The sequence below is a fragment of the Salinimicrobium xinjiangense DSM 19287 genome, assembly GCF_000423585.1.
Classification (GTDB): domain Bacteria; phylum Bacteroidota; class Bacteroidia; order Flavobacteriales; family Flavobacteriaceae; genus Salinimicrobium; species Salinimicrobium xinjiangense.
In genome coordinates this window covers 48235-65653 of record NZ_AUIG01000015.1, presented here as the reverse complement: position 1 = coordinate 65653, position 17419 = coordinate 48235, and the positions used below count along the sequence as shown (strand labels likewise).

Here is a 17419-nt window from a genome sequence, read left to right as displayed (position 1 = left end):
GGACAAACGGAAAACGGACAAACGGGAAACAGGGAACGGAAAACGGGAAACAGAGTATTTTTATTTAAGATTCGCTACTTCAATATCAGGAGGCAAGCCCTGTGGAAACCTCGCAAACATTTTAATCTCTTCCATAGTTATATCCCCATCATTATAGGTGAAAGCATTAGCACCCCGGGCCGTAACCCCAGAGGTCACTATAATATTAACAGGTGCTGTAAATACCAACAGGAAACCATGAGATAAAGTCGCCAAAGCTGAAACAGGAATTGTCCAGCCATAGTTTTTAGGCTGCGCATACATTAGCTTAAATCCTTTTATTCGGGCAATTGGAACGGATTGAATCCTGTTTTCATCCTCCTTTGAGAGGACAATCAATGCCGTGTCGTCAACGGCTATTAATTCCCCTTCAATATCACTGCCTTCTGTAAGATCTATGATGACAAAAGAACCAAATTCATGTATCCCTATTTCCTCTGCATCGGGTAAGTATGCGGGAGCCTTACAACCCGGACTGCATAGTGCAATGAGAATTCCAAGTATAATGATATTACGTGCCATAATATGAAAAGTTTTTTGTGTCAATTTTGGAATCCCAGAACTGTTCCTCCATTGTTTGTTCATATTCTTTATAGGATTCAGCTTCAAGCCTTAAATACTTTTTAGGGTTCACGATCATCTGTCTCAGTTTGAGCAGGTCTTTGTCTTTGATCCAACTCTCCCGCATCCATTCCAGGTAATAACCTTTGGTATAGAGGAATAGTTCGTAATCGTCATGAGCTGCAGGTAGTTCAAACAGGAATTTATACTCACTTCCCGACATGGAAATCAAATATTGATCATCTGCATTAATTTCTTCTTTAGCAATAGCATCGGGCATATCTCTATTGAACACTTCGCAAGGCAGGATCTCTTTAGGTTGTAGCTTTTCCCGGATATTTGTAAGAGCAAGGTCATCGATGCGCCAAAGACCTTTATTAAGAATAATTTTGATCTTTATGGAAGCAGCTTCCGCAGTAGTCTTTAAAGGCAATATCTGCCGGTTAAAAGCTACTGGACCGGTTTCATAAAATCCTCCCTGGTGGATCCAGCTGCCGTTGCTTTTATCAAAAACATATATATCAATATCTCCAAGTTCTTTCTTAATGCCATTCTCAAGTTGCTCCTTTGTTGCTGAAGAAGTTTCCATAGTCGCAAAGATATCTCCCACCTCATCTCCCATATAACCCATGGCGCTGTAAATAAAATAGGTGGTCATAAGGGTTTGCCGAAAATTTATAAGAAGACCGAGATCCTGCCGATCTTCAATCTTATCAAAAGTGAGAATGATCTCCTCTTTGCTGCTAAGGTTATCTGGATCTGCCAGGCTGAACCTTTCCTTCCTGTCCTGAAACTTCAGGAGAAAAGGATCATTACCTTCAGGACTATTGACCTCTGCAAGCAGATAATTATTTTCACAACGGTAAAATTCGTTTTGAGGAGACTGATATATTCTTTGTTCTCTACTTCTTGGAAAGGCTAATAATTTCAGGTTTCTGATCATGTGAGATTCCAGAGCCTCATTTTTCATAGTAAGCGAAAAGGTATTGCTGAAAATTCTGGAATTATTCAGGGCATCTATGTCGAAGTATTCCATCGAAGGAGAAATGGCGTTAGAAAAACCCTCGGCATCAGCAAAATGAAAATTATCCTCCCCATTGATATAAAAAGTAGGACAGGAACCGAAACAGGCTTTAGGATTAGTGAGACATAACGCACCCACTGCTACATCTACTCCTGCCAGAATAGCCAGAGCCCTGATCCTTTTAGATTCCGTTTTCTCAAGCATTTTGTTAGTCTCAAAGATGACCACGCTGTCGAGAACTACAGATAATAATCCTTCAGAAATCTTATTCCGGTTATAATCAAACCTGCTTCCTGTGCCAAGGATTAGATTTTGAACCGTATCTATTTCCCAGGTATCCCTAAGGATGTAAACATCTCCATTCTGAAGATGAGCTTTTAGAAAATATTCTTTATTCAGATTTTGTGTTTCGTGGAGAAGCCTGTTGGCATCCTGGTAATTATTCCTGAAAAAGTAGGGTTTGGGAGTACAGGTTAGCATTATTCCCATTAGAAGTAAGATTGTAATTCCCCGGAATGTTATGCGATTTTTCATCTCCCATATTTTGAATTACAATTAATGTGGTTAAACAGTGTACCAAAAAATGGCAGAAATTCCTGTACAAGGGGAGTAACATCTTACAAGACTTATTTTTGAAGATGCTAGGATCTATATTTTCAATAAGTTACAAAAAAATCCTACATATAATCCTCTGCAGCCCAGCTTTTTATCCTGCTCCTTTTATTTATAAAAGGATTAAACTCAAATAAGGCGTCAATTTGATACTTTTTTATTGATGCTTTTAAGAAAGGAGCCGGGAATCGGAGTCGGGAATTGTCAATTCGGGATTGGTTAATTGGTGGTTAGGGATTTGGTGGTTAGGGATTAGGGATTGGTGATTGGAATTTGGTGTGAAATCCAACTTTATTCTACGGTCCGGTAACAAATGCCAAAAACTTTCTGATCACGGACTATTGATCACTGAATACTTTTTTAATGCCCGCCTCTGCTAAAACTTCTGGGAATAAAACCTTGAGATTTGGGTTTAGAACCACCGGTCTATTGTTAAAAATTCATAACTTATTGAAATATTGAATTCAAGGCTATACGACAGAAATCCTGAATGCTGAACTCCTTAAAATCCGCTGTAATTCGTATATTTAATAGTGGCCAGCTTTATATCTGTTCTTCTGAAAATTCCTTTTTAAGATGTCACTTAAAGCCTGTTCCACATTTATTTTTATGTAATGAAAGCTTCACAGCAATACTCCGGATCTAACTGGCATTCTATGCCTGTTGACGAGGTGAAAAAAAAGCTGGATACCGATAACATTTCAGGGCTTTCCCGGGAAGAAGTGCGTAAAAGAACAGAGCTATATGGCAAAAATGAAATTCCTCAAAGAAAAAAGCAATCTGAAGTAAAGCGTTTCCTCCTGCAGTTTAACAATCTTCTTATCTATATCCTGCTCATTGCAGCACTTATTACTGCCCTTATGGAGCACTGGATTGACACCTGGGTGATCATTCTGGTTGTGGTCGTCAACGCTATCATTGGTTATGTGCAGGAAGGAAAGGCAGAGAAAGCCCTGGAAGGAATCAGGAACATGCTGTCCCTGCATGCAGTAGTGATACGGGAGGGGAAACAAAAAGAGATCGTAGCCAAGGACCTGGTGCCGGGAGATGTAGTCCAGTTGAAATCGGGTGATAAGATTCCGGCAGATGTCCGCATCATTGAATCCAGAGATTTTCAGGTGGAGGAATCTCCCCTTACCGGGGAGGCTGAAGCTGTAGAAAAGAATACCAATCCTGTAAACCGGGATTCCCTGCTGGGAGACCGCACCGGAATGGGATTTTCGGGCACCACCGTGGTATACGGAGAAGCAAAGGGTTTAGTAGTGGAAACCGGGGCAGCCACCGAGATTGGGAAGATCAATAAAATGATGACTAACGTACAGGTGATCACCACTCCCCTGCTTCAGCAGATAGAACAATTCAGCAAATGGCTTTCCTTCGCCATTCTTGGGATCACCGCGGGATTTTTTGCATTTGGATTTTTCTTCAGGCAATATTCGGTTTCCGAATTATTCCTCGCTTCAATTGGTCTGATTGTAGCTGCAATTCCGGAAGGCTTGCCAGCGATCATGACCATAACTCTGGCCATTGGCGTACAGCAAATGGCAAAAAGGAAAGCCATTATAAGAAAGTTACCTTCCGTAGAAACCTTAGGAGCCGTAAATGTCATATGTTCAGATAAGACCGGCACTCTTACCCGCAATGAAATGACCGCTAAAACAGTGGTAACAACCGAAAATACCTACACAGTGGAAGGTACAGGTTACGAACCTAAAGGAGACATCCTTTTAGAGGATAAAAAATGCACAGTTGATGAAGACCCGGTCTTAAAAATGTTTATGCAATGTCTTCGCGCCTGTAACAATTCTGAAATCTCACAAAATGAAGACGGACAGTGGGAGATCACCGGAGCCCCTACAGAGGGGGCCCTTCTTAGCTTAAGCATGAAAGCCGGATTTGAGAATTTTAAACCCGATCGTCTGGACAGTATTCCATTTGAATCTGAACATAAATTTATGGCCACCTTAAACCGGGTAAATGAAAAAGACCTCGTTTTCATGACCGGAGCTCCCGAACGGCTTCTGGAAAAATGTTCTTTCCAATATACCGCAGAAGGGAAAGTAGAGATCGACAGAGAACTTTGGACAGAAAAGCTGGATAACACGGCTTCCAAAGGTCAACGTATTCTTGGGGCCGCATTTAGACCTGCAGAAGAAGGTGAACATTCAATTGAATTACCTTTCGATGAACCCAATTTTATTTTTCTTGGAATTATTGGCATAATCGATCCTCCCCGGGAGGAGGTAATTGAGGCCATAAAAGAATGTAAGAGCGCCGGAGTTAGGGTAAAAATGATCACGGGAGATCACCTGCTCACCGCCAGGGCAATTGGTAAAGAGATTGGGATCGAAGACAGTGAACATGCAGTGACCGGTCGGGAGATCGAGCAAATGAGTGACGAAGAACTACAAAATATAGTTCTTAAACATAATATTTATGCCAGGACAACTCCCGAACATAAACTAAGGCTCGTCAAAGCACTCCAGGCGAATGGTTTGCTCTGCGCCATGACAGGTGACGGAGTGAATGATGCCCCGGCCCTTAAAAAAGCCAATATTGGAATTGCCATGGGCATCAAAGGTACTGAGGTGACAAAAGATGCTTCAGAAATGGTTTTGGCAGACGACAATTTTGCTACTATAGTGAGCGCCATTAGAGAAGGCAGAACTGTTTATGACAATATTAAAAAAGCGCTGTTCTTTATTCTGCCCACAAACGGTGCAGAATCTCTGGTACTCATGGCTGCTGTGATCCTGGGAATTACCATGCCCATAACCCCGGCCCAGATCCTGTGGGTGAATATGGTCACTGCAGTTACCCTGGCACTCTCTATTTCATTCGAACCTATGGAAAGGAATGTAATGAAAAGACCTCCGCGAAATGCCCGGCAGCCTATTCTGGGAAAACAATTTATATGGAGGATCATTTTCGTATCCTTCTTAATAGGTGCCTTTACCCTGCAGGTATTTAATTTCATGCTTGATTCTGGCCTGGAAGAAGCTGCCGCCCGCACCGTAGCTGTAAATACCCTGGTGTGTTCCCAGCTGTTCTATCTGTTCAATTGCCGCAAAATGAAAGGCCCTGTCATTAACAGGCATTTCTTTGAAAACAAATACGTTTTCTACGCCGCAATTATTCTGACTGTTCTCCAGGTATTCTTTGTTTACACTCCCTTCATGAATCGTTTCTTTGACACACGGCCCCTGGAGTTCGAATACTGGATCTATCCCGGTCTTGCGGCCTTCCTGGTATTCTTGATTGTGGAAATTGAAAAATACACCACCCGCAATTGGTGGAAATAAAAGGCTGTTCAGACCTGGAGATGCTTATTTAGTTCAGGGTTGAATAAATTGTACATTAATAATTTAAAAAAAGCACCTCATGTTTTTTCAAGAGGTGCTTTTTGCATATTGAATAATCCTTGAGCTTAAACAGCTTCCGTCTCCTCTGAAATTTCCTCTTTTAAATTCTCTTCATCCGCAGGTTCTGAATTTTCTACCACTCCGTACTTTTCTAACTGCTCTTCTTCCCCTGTAAAATATGGAAATACATCCAGGATCGGGGATTCTGTAATCGCAGGAATTGTATAGTCTCCCATAGTATCTGCCATTGCTTTGGTGGTATTTTCAAAAGCCTCCTTGATATCATTGGCTTGTATCAGCAGATACATATTTGTTTTTCTTTCCTTCCCGCTCTCTTCATCGAGGGCTATGAGGGAAACTTTTGATTTAAACCAGCGATCGGAATTTTCAAAAGGATGCACTTCCGAAAAATTGGCCACCTTAATATTGGTGATCCTGAACTCCTCATTAGTGTAAGCAGCCATTTCTTCTGTTATTCTGGACTCTGCTTCTGTATAGGAAACTGCATCCAGCAGATAAGTATCTGTGGTCACTTTTTGTTCTCCTGTTTCGTGTGTTTTTCTGTATTTCACCTTACATTCATACCAGGTTACGCTCATAGTTCTGTTTTTTTAGGGTGCCAAAAATAGGATTTTCAGCAGGCCTTCAAGGTTAAAATGGCAAAGAGATATTCACAATTTCAGTTGTTGCCAATTGCCTGTTGTGAATGGAAACTGTGAATTTCGGATAAATGGTTTATTGATAAAAGAGAAAACTTACGTGAAGCCGGATTTCAGCAAAGAAAAAACCTTCAACGAATTTATCACTGAAGGTCTCCTTTGCAGAATAAAAGAATCCGTCTTAGATTCTCTCCCTTATTTCAAACATTATAGGCAGGGAGTACTCTACTGCAACCGCTTTATCTCTTTGACGCCCCGGTTTCATTTTAGGTAATAATTTAACTACTCTAATAGCTTCTTCCTCCAGTCTTTTATTTGGTCCTCTTGCTCTGATATCGGCCACATATCCTTTTTCATCAATCTTAAAGACTACAAAAATCCGGTTTAGGCCCGTCAATCCGAGCTCTTCACTGATATGGGTTCTGAATTCCTTTTTGACATGAGCATCAATTTTTTCGGACATGCATTTTTTCTGAGCCTCTTTTTCCTTTATATTCTCACAACCGGGATAGATGGGAATATTCTGAACCACCATGAAAGGAATTTTTTCGATCTCCTCCTCCTCCTCTTCATAGGTAATTTCCTGCACCTCGACAATTTCTATTTTTTGCTCCTGACTGCTTTCGGTGGATTGGATCTTTGTTTCTTCTACTTCCATTTTATCCTCCACAACTTCGATAACTTCAGGCATTGGTGGCGGTGGTGGCGGTGGTGGCGGTGGAGGTGTATTAATTTGTGTAATTGGCACATCTTCCTGTTCAAAATCGGAAACGGTGACCTCCTGGAGATCCAGATCTCCATTTTCGCTAAACCTCCACTCCAAACCGATATAGGTGACTGCCAGTAATAAAATAAGACCTATTTGGAAAAACACGAAACTCCACCTGCCTAGATCTGCTTTGGGATTTTTCTTGATTTGCATAACGATAGAATTAAACTTGACTATATGTTCGAGGAAATACCCTCTGAAAATTCCATTTTTGAAACCTCTTAATCGGCAACTAATCCGGCAATCACATTTTTCCCGCTTTTATACAAGAGAGGTGCGGGTTAATCATTATCATTCCCAGCCAAAAGCATTTCTTAACCATCGTATTAAAAGTAGGTACTATGTAGGAATTAAAGAATGATATAAGTCATGAACCAGGAATAAAAACGACAGGGTGAAATAGAAAGGTTACAGGAAAAATTAACGGCTCTCACCTAATTTTCCTTCCAATAAGTAAAAATTTGCTATCACTTTTTTTCTGTAAAGCTTTATCAGAAAACTATCCCCGGTTTACATCCTCTTCTTTCTCCTGCCATTATTAATGGTAAAGTTTCCCAAGATTTTCTGAATAATATAGTTTTTGCTTATATTTCCTCACAGAACATTAAGGGTCTATCACGGAGAACGGTAAGCCTCATAAAGGGACATTCAAAGTTTTGAAAGGCAATATACCGGCCTTAAAAACAATTCATCATATACACCTGTTTAATATTAAGTTTAATGGCAGACGCGGATAAATCCGGAAAGGATTTTAATGAAAAAGATTTAGAAGACAAAATCCACTTTTTAAATAGAATAGCTGAATTAAGTCCTAATATTCTCTTCGTTATAGACGTAGAGGAGAAAAAGCTGAATTTCATCAGTAACAAAGTCAGTAAACTTCTTGGTCTCGATGCAAAATATTTTCTGGATAAGGGTTCAGATATCTTCAGCATTATCATTCATCCCGAGGATTATGATCGTCGTATGGATAACCTTGAAAGATGTAGATCTCTTTCCGGGGAAGATGAATGCGAGGTGGAAGTCAGATTACGGGCAGGAGAAAATACATGGGAATGGTACAGGATAAAGGAAAAGATCTTTGGAAGAAAAGAAGATGGTGAAGTTTCCCAGGTCCTGGGGATCGCCGAAAATATTCATCAGCAGAAAATTGGTGAAGAAAAACTCCGCGAAGAACACCGGCGCCTGGAAAACGCTCAAAAAATAGGGCATATTGGCAGCTTTGAAAGACCACTACCCGGAGATATAATGTATTGCTCCAGGGAGTTCTACAGAATTCTGGGTATAGACCCGCGACCTGAAGGGCTATTATTAGAAGAATTCTTTTCTTTTGTACATCCCGGGGACAAGGAATCACTATTAAATGCTGTAGATAAAACTCACTCCTCAGGTCAGCCTTTTGATACAGTTACACGCATTGTACGTCCCGATAAAACCATAAGACACATACACCGGCGGGCGGCAATTATAAAAGATGAGCATGGTACTCCGCTAAGAGTATACGGGACCATACAGGATATCACTTCGAGAATTAAATCTGAAGAGGAAAGGAAAAGGATGGAAAATCTTATCCGTTCCACCGAAACTCTGGCGGAAACAGGTAGCTATGAACTGGACCTCGACACAAATGCAGTATTCTTTTCTGATGGTCTTTTTCGTCTCTTTGGAGAGGAACCGGGTTCGATCACTCCTTCCCTGGACTGGATTGACCAAAATTCCCATCCCGATGATGTTCTCCTAATAAAAGAGATCGTCAATGAAGCAGTGAAACATAGATCTACCTACACCTATACACGCCGGATCTTTCGTAAGGATGGCAAACATAGGGTGCTGGAAGCTCATGGCCGATTCAGCTCAGATCCTTCCACTAAAACAGACAAGGTTATTGGGATCGTCCAGGACATAACAGAACGAAAACAGGCAGAAGAAGAATTGCGCAGAAGTGAAACCCGCAGTCGTAATTTACTCGAAGTACTTCAAAATGCACCCGATGCTTACCTGGTACTTACGCCAGAATTCAATATCGAATTAGCCAGTGATGCATATCTTGAAGCGACATCCACCCGCAGGGATAAAATTATAGGAAAATATATATTCGATGTTTTTCCTGACAATCCTTCAAATAAAAATGCTACAGGAGTTACGAACTTGTTCACCTCGTTAAACAAGGTCCTTTACAACAAAGAGAAACATCGAATGCCTATACAACATTACGATGTGCGGGGCCGTGATGGTGCATTTATTGAAAAACACTGGAGTCCTACCAATACCCCTGTTATTAATTCCCGGGGAGAAGTAGAATATATTATCCATCGTGTTTTGGATATCACTGATGTCATGAAAGAACATACTGCCGTCAAAGGACTCGTATCGGAGACTGAAATGTTAAAAACCTCACTAGAAGAGGTAAAAATACAGGCTCAGCAATTAAAAGAAAACAGAGCTTTATTGCAGTCTGTCTTCGATGCATCTCCAAATTCCATAATTCTCTACCATACCATTTATGACCACAAAGGTCTTCCTGAAGATTTTGAATTTATGATGGTAAATGCTTTTAACCACCAGGTTCTTCAGGTGCCGGAAGATATCCTGGGAAAACGCCTGAGTAAACTTTTCCCTAACACCATTCCAACAGGAGTTTTTGATCGCTTTAAGAATACCATGAAAACAGGGGAGCCTGCAGATTTTGAGGTATGGTATGAGGGACAGGGTTTAAAACACTGGTTTCACTTTAGAGCTGTTAAACTAAACAACCTGCTACTGGCTACTGCCGAAGATATTACAGAAAGAAAAAGAGCAGAAAAGGAACTTATCGAGCTTAAGGAGGAACTTACAAAAAAAGCCACAGATAAGTACAGAAAGATCATCACCTCCATGGATGAAGGCTACTGCCTTTTAGAGATCATAAGAGACGATCACGGCACCTGTATAGATTACCGGTACCTGGAAACGAATCCTGTTTTTGAAGATCAGACAGGTTTAAAGAATGTCCTTGGAAAAACAATTAACGAACTCGTTCCGGGAATTGAAGATTACTGGAAGAAGACCTATGGCGACGTAGCACGAACAGGAGAATCCATAAGATTTGAAGATTACGCAGAGGCTTTGGGGAGGTGGTTTGATGTTAACGCCTTTAGAATAGATGCTCCCAACGAGGAACATGTAGCTGTAATATTCAAGGACATTACAGACCGAAAAGAAGCTGAAGAAAGAAAAAACTTCCTGCTCAACTTAAATGATGCTATTCGATCTATAGAAGAGCCGGCAAAGATCCAGAGGATTGCAATGAGTATTTTAGGAAGGCACCTGGAAGTAAACCGGGCGTACTATTCCGAAATTTTGGAAGATGAAGATACCCTGGCAGAAAGAACAGGATATCTCGATGACATAGCTCCCCTACACGGAAATGTAAAAATTTCAGATTTTAGTACTCCACTTCAAAAACAATTTCTGGAAGGGAAAACGCTTGTCCTTAAAGACCTTTTGAGTTCTTTTGAAGAAAATAAAGGAGCTATTGACAGAATAGGAGCTTCCGGGGTACGGGCGATAATCGCAGTTCCCCTGGTTAAAAACGAAAAACTGGTAGCTCTCGTTGTAGTTCAACAAAAGACCCCTCGCCAATGGCATTCCCAGGAAATAGCCCTGGTGGAAGAAGTCAGCGATCAAATATGGGTAGCAATAGAGAAGGCCCAGGCAGAAAAAGCTCTGAGGGAAAGTGAACAGCGTTTTAGAAATCTGGTAGAAGCTTCTGCCCTCGCTGTATGGGAATCAGGGCCGGACGGTAACGTAGTACAGGATAGCCCATCCTGGCGGGAATTTACAGGCCAAACTTATGAAGAATTCATAGGACAAGGCTGGTTTAATGCCATTCATCCGGAGGACAGACTTAATGCAAAAAAGAAATGGAAAGAAGCTCTTGAAACTACATCCAAAATTGACACGGAATACAGGCTCCTGAGTGCCTCCGGTAATGAACGCTGGACCAATGTAATGGGCACCCCCATTTTCGATATCGAGGGAAAGGTAACCAAATGGTCTGGCATGAACATCGATATTCATGATCGAAAAGAAGCCGAAGAAGCTTTAGTACAGGCAAAAGAAGAGGCAGAAGCTGCTTCACGCGCTAAAGAGGATTTTCTTTCCACAATGAGTCATGAAATACGAACTCCTTTAAATGCAGTCATAGGCCTCACAAATCTTCTGCTCGAAAAAGCTCCGAGAGAAGACCAAAAAGAAGATCTCAATTCCCTGAGTTTCTCTGCCAAGAACCTCCTTGCCCTGATAAATGACATACTTGACTTCAGTAAATTAGAAGCAGGAAAAGCAGAGCTTTCAGTAACAGATTTTGATCTTCCGGGCCTTTTGGTAAATCTTAAACAAGCTCACCAACCCCTGGCAGCTAACAAAAAAACTCACCTTGAACTGCACATTGATAATAAAATTCCCGTACGCATTGCTACAGACCAACTCAAACTCTCACAAATCTTACATAATCTTGTAAGTAATGCGGTAAAGTTTACCAGTAATGGAAAAGTCTGCATTTCTGTAAATCTGGAAAAAAAGAAAAAACGTAATCTATGGCTCAACTTTAGAGTGGAAGATACAGGAATAGGAATTTCTGAAGAGAAATTAGAACATATTTTCGACAAATTCACACAGGCAGAAAGCTCTACTGTTCGCCAGTATGGAGGTACCGGACTCGGGCTTAGCATCACCCGGCTCCTTCTTGAATTAATGGGAAGCAGGATAAAGGTCAAAAGTACACCCGGAGAAGGATCTCTCTTTTACTTTAGTTTACCTGTAAAAGAAGCAAAAACTGAAAGTGTGGCACCTACCCTCACCGGGAAGCTTCAGAAAACTGAGGAGCTTCAAAACCTAAAGATTCTGTTGGTAGAAGATGTCGAAATCAACAGGAAAATTATTATTCAATTTCTTCAAAACTGGTGGAAGGTGAATCCAGATGAGGCAAAAAATGGTAAAGAAGCTATAGAGATGGCAAGAACCAACCAATATGACCTCATCCTGATGGATATAAGAATGCCGGTTATGGATGGATACCAGGCCAGCCATGAGATCAGAAAAATCCCCGCATATAAGGATGTTCCTATACTGGCTCTTACTGCAGATAAAAATCAGGAACTGCAACAGGAAGAGTATATTACCAAATTCACCGGACTTTTAACCAAGCCATTTGAGCCACTTGAACTTAAGAAAAAAATTCTACTTCATCTTCCCCACTCCTATTTTGAATTAGAAGAAAATTATCAAACCGAGCAATCACCTTCTGATGATATGCTAATCCTGGAACTTAAAGATGATGAGGAATTAATGCCACTGGTTCTTGTTCAATTAAAGGAGTATAAGCAAGTTTTCATAAAGGGAGTGAACAAAAAGGATTTGCAACTTCTAAAGGATCTAAGGCACAAATCAAAAGTAGTTTTCGATTTACTCGGATTAAAGGAACTATCACAGCATCTCGAAAATGCTATATCTGTTATCGCTGAAGGTGCAGAAAAGGAGAAGCTCAAAGAGATTTCTGAGCAGGCTAAGATGAGGTTCGATCTTATTATAGAGCGTATTGGGGAGGAGCTAAACGAGTCTTCCTTCGAAATTTCCAGGTACAGCAGGTTAGCCGGGAAAAATAAGGAGATACTTCAAAAACTTGTTTCAAATTCTTTAGGAACAATGAAAACATATCAGGAAGAATTTGTTGCTGCAGCTGAATCACATGATCTCAAAAAACTCTCAGACCTTATTCATAAGAACACTACTTCTATCCATTATTTACAGGCAAACCGCCTGAAAAATAAAATAGAGGGATTTAGAAGTATGTTGAAAGGTGGTGAGGTGACAGAAAAGATCCTTCAGGAAAAGCAGAATGAAGTAATAATTGAGTTTCAGATAATAATAAGTGGACTAAAGCAGCTGGCAAACTAAAAAAGCAGCATCCTTGGGGGCTGCTTTTTCTATTCATTTACAAGATACACATTTTCCACATCTAAGAGAGTTTTATTAAGGCTTTGGAGGCAAATCAAAAGCCTCTGCCTCATGCTCAAAATGATTCCTGTGCGAACCGTCACAAAAGGGTTTGTTTTTAGACAAGCCGCAGCGACAAAGACTTACCTTATCTCTTCCGCCGAGATTATATTCTTTTCCGTTCTTGTCGAAAATTTGAAAATCTCCGTCAATGATCAGGGATCCATTGTTATTTACTGTAATTTTAGTTTTTGACATCTCTATCCTGTTTTTAAAACGCTAATGTAACCTGAATTTAGTTTCAGGACAATAGAATAAATCCTGGTAAAATTTTAAAAAATTATCGGTTAAAAAGATGATAATATTTTTTATCGGGTTATAGACCGATATTTGTATATATCGGATTTAAAACCGATATTCGCAATTAAATACCTCTTAAATGCTTGCAGTAATAACCGGTGACATTATTAATTCGCGAAACAAGGAGGCTTCCTCATGGCTACCACGCCTTAAGGAAGTATTACAATTGTATGGTTCAACTCCTAACCAATGGGAGATATCCAGGGGAGATAGTTTTCAGCTTTCCACAGTTCCTGAAGATGCTTTAAAAGCTGCATTCCATATTAAAGCAGCTATTAAGGAGTTCAGAGATCTTGATGTACGAACGGGCATAGGAATTGGAGAACAGAACCATAGAGCCGCAAAGATCAGTGAATCGAATGGAACCGCGTTTATAAGGTCCGGAGAAAGTTTTGAGGCTTTAAAAAAGCAAAATCTGGGTATTGTTACCGGGCAACCTGATCTTGACGAACAGTTGAACCTGCTATTAAGTCTGGCACTACTTACAGCTAACAACTGGAGTCCGACGGTAGCCACCACGATAAAAGCTTTTTTCGAACATCCCAATAAAAATCAGACAGAAATGGCCGCTGTTTTAGGAAAATCTCAGAGCAGTCTCAGTGAAGCTTTAAAAAGAGGAGGATATGATGAGATCACACGCCTGGAAAAATATTACAGGAAACAAATTAAAGAACTATGATCCTATTTGCTCTAAAATTAATTCTTGCTCACATATTGGGAGATTTTATGTTTCAGCCGGACAGGTGGGTGGCGGGGAAAAGAAAAAAGAAACATCGCTCGGGTTATCTTTACAAGCATCTTGGAGTACATGCACTGGCATTGCTGCTACTCCTGCAATTTGACCTCAGCTACTGGGCAGGTATTCTGCTGATCCTGGTAACTCATTTCCTGATAGACCTGGCTAAGCTCAATCTTGAATCCGGGTACAATAGAGGCTGGTTATTCGCTCTTGACCAGACAGCACATTTTCTGGTCATCTTTATTGTAGTATATCTTTATCATCCATACAGCTTCAAGACAGAATTAATTTTTACTCCTGCCATCCTGCTCTTTTTAATCAGTATCCTGCTGGTAACTTCTGTTTCCGCAATCCTTATGCGTCTATTTATGAGTCGGTGGGCACTACCCGAAGACCGGCCGGAAGATTCTCTTCCCCTTGCCGGAAAATATATTGGAATCCTGGAAAGACTCCTTGTTTTTGGTTTTATTGTTCTGGGACAGTGGGCGGCAATAGGCTGGCTCATTGCCGCAAAATCAATACTTCGTTTTAGTGATCTCTCCCGAACAAAAGACAGGAAATTAACGGAATATGTGCTAATTGGCACCCTGCTTAGCTTCTCGATAGCCATTTTGGTAGGCCTCGCCTATACCTATCTAAAAACCACTCTTTAACGAAAAATCTCTATCTTAGAAATTATGGTTTACTTAATAACTTCTACAGCCTGGGGATATGCAGTAATAATGGGAGCGGTCCTTATTGCGGTAATTATCTATTCCATAATAAAACTGCACAAACAGGCAGGAAAAGCCGAAGAGAAAGAAAAGAAGAAAGAAAGACGGGAGTAAAAATGCTCTGGTGGGGAAGTTAAGTTTTAGAAGTATGATATTCTAAACCTAAGCTTTAGACCTTAATCCTTAGACTTTAGACCTTTAAATAACTGATTCTGGCACAGTTGCTGCATATATCTTAGCCGATAACCATTACCCCTGAAAGAAATTTCTTTGGTATCCAAAATTTGCTACAGATGAAGATGAAGAATTTGCCCCTATGGACAGTATTTCTGTTCTCCCTGATATTTACCTCATGCTCAAAAGAAGATGAAATTCATGAACAAAACCTCTCCCCTGCCAATCCGGTAGAGGAAACTGCTGAAGTCGCAGACCTGGAAGTTGAAGACTTTATTTATGCGGGTTTAAATGAAATCTATCTATATAAGGCAGATGTTCCTTTGCTTGCCGATGCTTATTTCGATTCGGATGCAGAGAAGAATGATTTTTTAAGCTCTTTCGGAACTCCTGAAAAACTTTTTGAAGATCTGCTTTCTTCCCAGGACAGGTTCAGTTTTTTAACTGATGATTACAACGCTCTTGAGGATAGTTTCAATGGAATAAGCAGCAGCACAGCCGGAATGAAATTCGGTTTAGGCCGTATAAGTGGTTCTAATTATCTTTTTGCCTTCCTGCAGTATGTAATTCCGGGAACTTCGGCTGCAGAAGCAGGACTTACCCGCGGCACTATTTTTACAGAAGTCAATGGACAGAAGCTTACCCTTAATAATTTTTCTTCTTTACTGGCTGCCGATAGTTTTACGATCAACATCGGGTATGTTGAGAATGGAACTCTCAAATTAACAGACCAGACAGTGACACTCACCCAGGGTTCTTACTCTGCTAACCCTGTTCATTTAATTAAGACACTTAATGTTGATGGAAAAAAGATCGGTTACCTTATGTACAATAGTTTTATAGCGAATTATGATGATGAACTGAATAAGGCTTTTGCGCAACTTAAAAGTGAGGGAATAAATGAGCTGGTGCTTGATCTGAGATATAATGGCGGAGGCTCTGTAGAATCTGCCGTAGATCTTGCGAGCATGATAACAGGACAGTTTAAAGGGGAAATCTTTATGAAAGAACAGTGGAACGAAAAGTATCAGACATATTTCGAACAAAATGAACCTGAAAGGATTATTAACAGGTTTGACAACAACATTAGAACAGGGGCTGCTATTAACAGCCTGAATCTTTCCAAGGTTTATATTCTCACTACAGCAAGTACCGCCTCCGCAAGTGAATTAATCATTAATGGTCTTGAGCCGTATATCGACGTAGTACAGGTTGGTGAAACCACCACCGGTAAGTTTCAGGCTTCGGTCACTCTTTATGACAGTGATGATTTCAGCAAAGACGGAATAAATAAAAATCATACCTATGCTATGCAACCATTGGTTCTTAAATCTGCCAATGCGGTAGGTAAAACAGATTATGTGAATGGATTGGATCCTGATATCGATCTTTCCGAAAATATCGGGAACCTGGGAACCCTGGGAGATCCTGAAGAACCATTACTGCGTGCTGCCATAAACCATATCCTTGGAAAACCACAACAAGAAGCAACTTCGCAGGAAAAACGTGCTGAAGAGAACTTTAGAACTGTTGGTGAAAGCGGAATGAATAATTCAGGATATCAAAAAATGTTTGTAGATGAGCTTCCGGATATAATTACCCGCAAGTAAAATATAAATAATCAGTTTATAAGAGAGGCTATTTAAAAAGTGGTTGCCATCCTTCAGTATTAATGAAGTGTGTTGTGCAACGGCTTTTTAAATAGTCTTTATTATTTCTTCGGAATCTTAAAAAGGTCTAGAACCCTTCAGGCTTTTCCACACAATTGTGGAAATTCCCGTCTTTCCACACTTTTTCTTTTTTAGATTTTTAGGCAATTCATGTTAAAATGCAGATAAAATCTGTCAATGTAGGTAAGCTTAATCTTTTCGCCTGAAAAGCCCTACAAGCAGACGATTAGGATCAGAAAAAGACATTTCTACCTTTTAAAAATTTAATTCTTCTATAAGTTTCCGTTAGGTTCCAGCTCAATCCAAAAATTAAATGGAATTGTAATTGCTCTCTCTTGCAGAACAAAAACAGATTAAGTTATGGAAGTAAGGCAAAATCATTTCGGACGAAAAGAAGTTTTTCAAGCTTATATTTCTCAAATAAACTGGGACTGGCTGTTTTTAAAAGGTCAACTTATTTTTATAGGGATAATCTTTCTTGGGCTACTGGCTTTTCTTATTTGGTTCCTGCAGTGAACAGCAGCATTATAGCAGCAGCTAATTAAAATGATGTTAATTAGGGGGTATCGCTGAAACAAACCCTATAGTTCAGCGTCCTTAAGATACCCCCGGATAATTTAATCTGACGAAGAATAAAAACTACTAATAACATCTGGAAAGAAAAAACTGATTTTAAGAGATATCTGGATCAGATCAATGAAGACGGATTTTTTCTAAAGGTGCAGCTTGTTTGCGCACCACTTTATTTTATTGGTATGTTA

The 17419-nt window shown here is 40.2% G+C and carries 11 protein-coding genes; 6 read left to right on the top strand and 5 right to left on the bottom strand.

Annotated features, from left to right (window positions below):
* Positions 1–60: 60 nt before the first annotated feature.
* Both G564_RS0106385 and G564_RS0106380 read right to left on the bottom strand, forming a co-directional pair.
* A complete protein-coding gene (locus G564_RS0106385; protein ID WP_029036928.1) occupies positions 61–561 on the bottom strand; it encodes a hypothetical protein in 501 nt (166 codons plus the stop codon).
* Complete coding sequence (locus G564_RS0106380; RefSeq protein ID WP_156879190.1) at positions 551–2158, bottom strand: hypothetical protein; 1608 nt, start codon at positions 2156–2158, stop codon at positions 551–553. The genes G564_RS0106385 and G564_RS0106380 overlap by 11 nt, the downstream gene beginning before the upstream one ends.
* A gap of 692 nt (positions 2159–2850) precedes the next feature.
* Between G564_RS0106380 and G564_RS0106375 the strand changes: the two genes are divergently transcribed.
* Positions 2851–5538 (top strand): cation-transporting P-type ATPase, encoded by a 2688-nt coding sequence (locus tag G564_RS0106375; protein WP_029036926.1) that lies wholly within the window; start codon positions 2851–2853, stop codon positions 5536–5538.
* 125 nt (positions 5539–5663) lie between these two features.
* Here the strand turns inward: G564_RS0106375 and G564_RS0106370 are convergent, their stop codons facing one another.
* A complete protein-coding gene (locus G564_RS0106370; RefSeq protein WP_029036925.1) occupies positions 5664–6197 on the bottom strand; it encodes a DUF4494 domain-containing protein in 534 nt (177 codons plus the stop codon).
* 241 nt (positions 6198–6438) lie between these two features.
* Entirely contained in the window at positions 6439–7179 is a 741-nt protein-coding gene (locus G564_RS0106365) for an energy transducer TonB (protein ID WP_029036924.1), read from the bottom strand.
* Between the two features lie 567 nt (positions 7180–7746).
* Between G564_RS0106365 and G564_RS19835 the strand changes: the two genes are divergently transcribed.
* Positions 7747–12963: a PAS domain S-box protein gene (locus G564_RS19835; RefSeq protein WP_051205339.1), complete on the top strand. Its 5217-nt coding sequence runs from the start codon at positions 7747–7749 to the stop codon at positions 12961–12963.
* A gap of 75 nt (positions 12964–13038) precedes the next feature.
* On the opposite strand, the gene G564_RS0106355 is transcribed toward G564_RS19835, so the two are convergent.
* Entirely contained in the window at positions 13039–13260 is a 222-nt protein-coding gene (locus G564_RS0106355; protein ID WP_029036923.1) for a CDGSH iron-sulfur domain-containing protein, read from the bottom strand.
* A 181-nt stretch (positions 13261–13441) separates the two neighbouring features.
* Between G564_RS0106355 and G564_RS0106350 the strand changes: the two genes are divergently transcribed.
* From G564_RS0106350 to G564_RS0106335, 4 genes are all read left to right on the top strand, one after another.
* On the top strand, positions 13442–14041 hold the full coding sequence (locus G564_RS0106350) for a hypothetical protein (RefSeq protein ID WP_029036922.1): 600 nt from the start codon (positions 13442–13444) through the stop codon (positions 14039–14041).
* A complete protein-coding gene (locus G564_RS0106345; protein ID WP_029036921.1) occupies positions 14038–14754 on the top strand; it encodes a DUF3307 domain-containing protein in 717 nt (238 codons plus the stop codon). The genes G564_RS0106350 and G564_RS0106345 overlap by 4 nt, the downstream gene beginning before the upstream one ends.
* Before the next feature lie 24 nt (positions 14755–14778).
* The gene (locus tag G564_RS20275; RefSeq protein WP_156879189.1) at positions 14779–14928 is read left to right on the top strand and encodes a hypothetical protein; all 150 of its coding nucleotides are present in this window, start codon (positions 14779–14781) and stop codon (positions 14926–14928) included.
* Between the two features lie 179 nt (positions 14929–15107).
* Entirely contained in the window at positions 15108–16598 is a 1491-nt protein-coding gene (locus tag G564_RS0106335) for a S41 family peptidase (RefSeq protein WP_051205338.1), read from the top strand.
* The last annotated feature ends 821 nt before the right edge of the window (positions 16599–17419 follow it).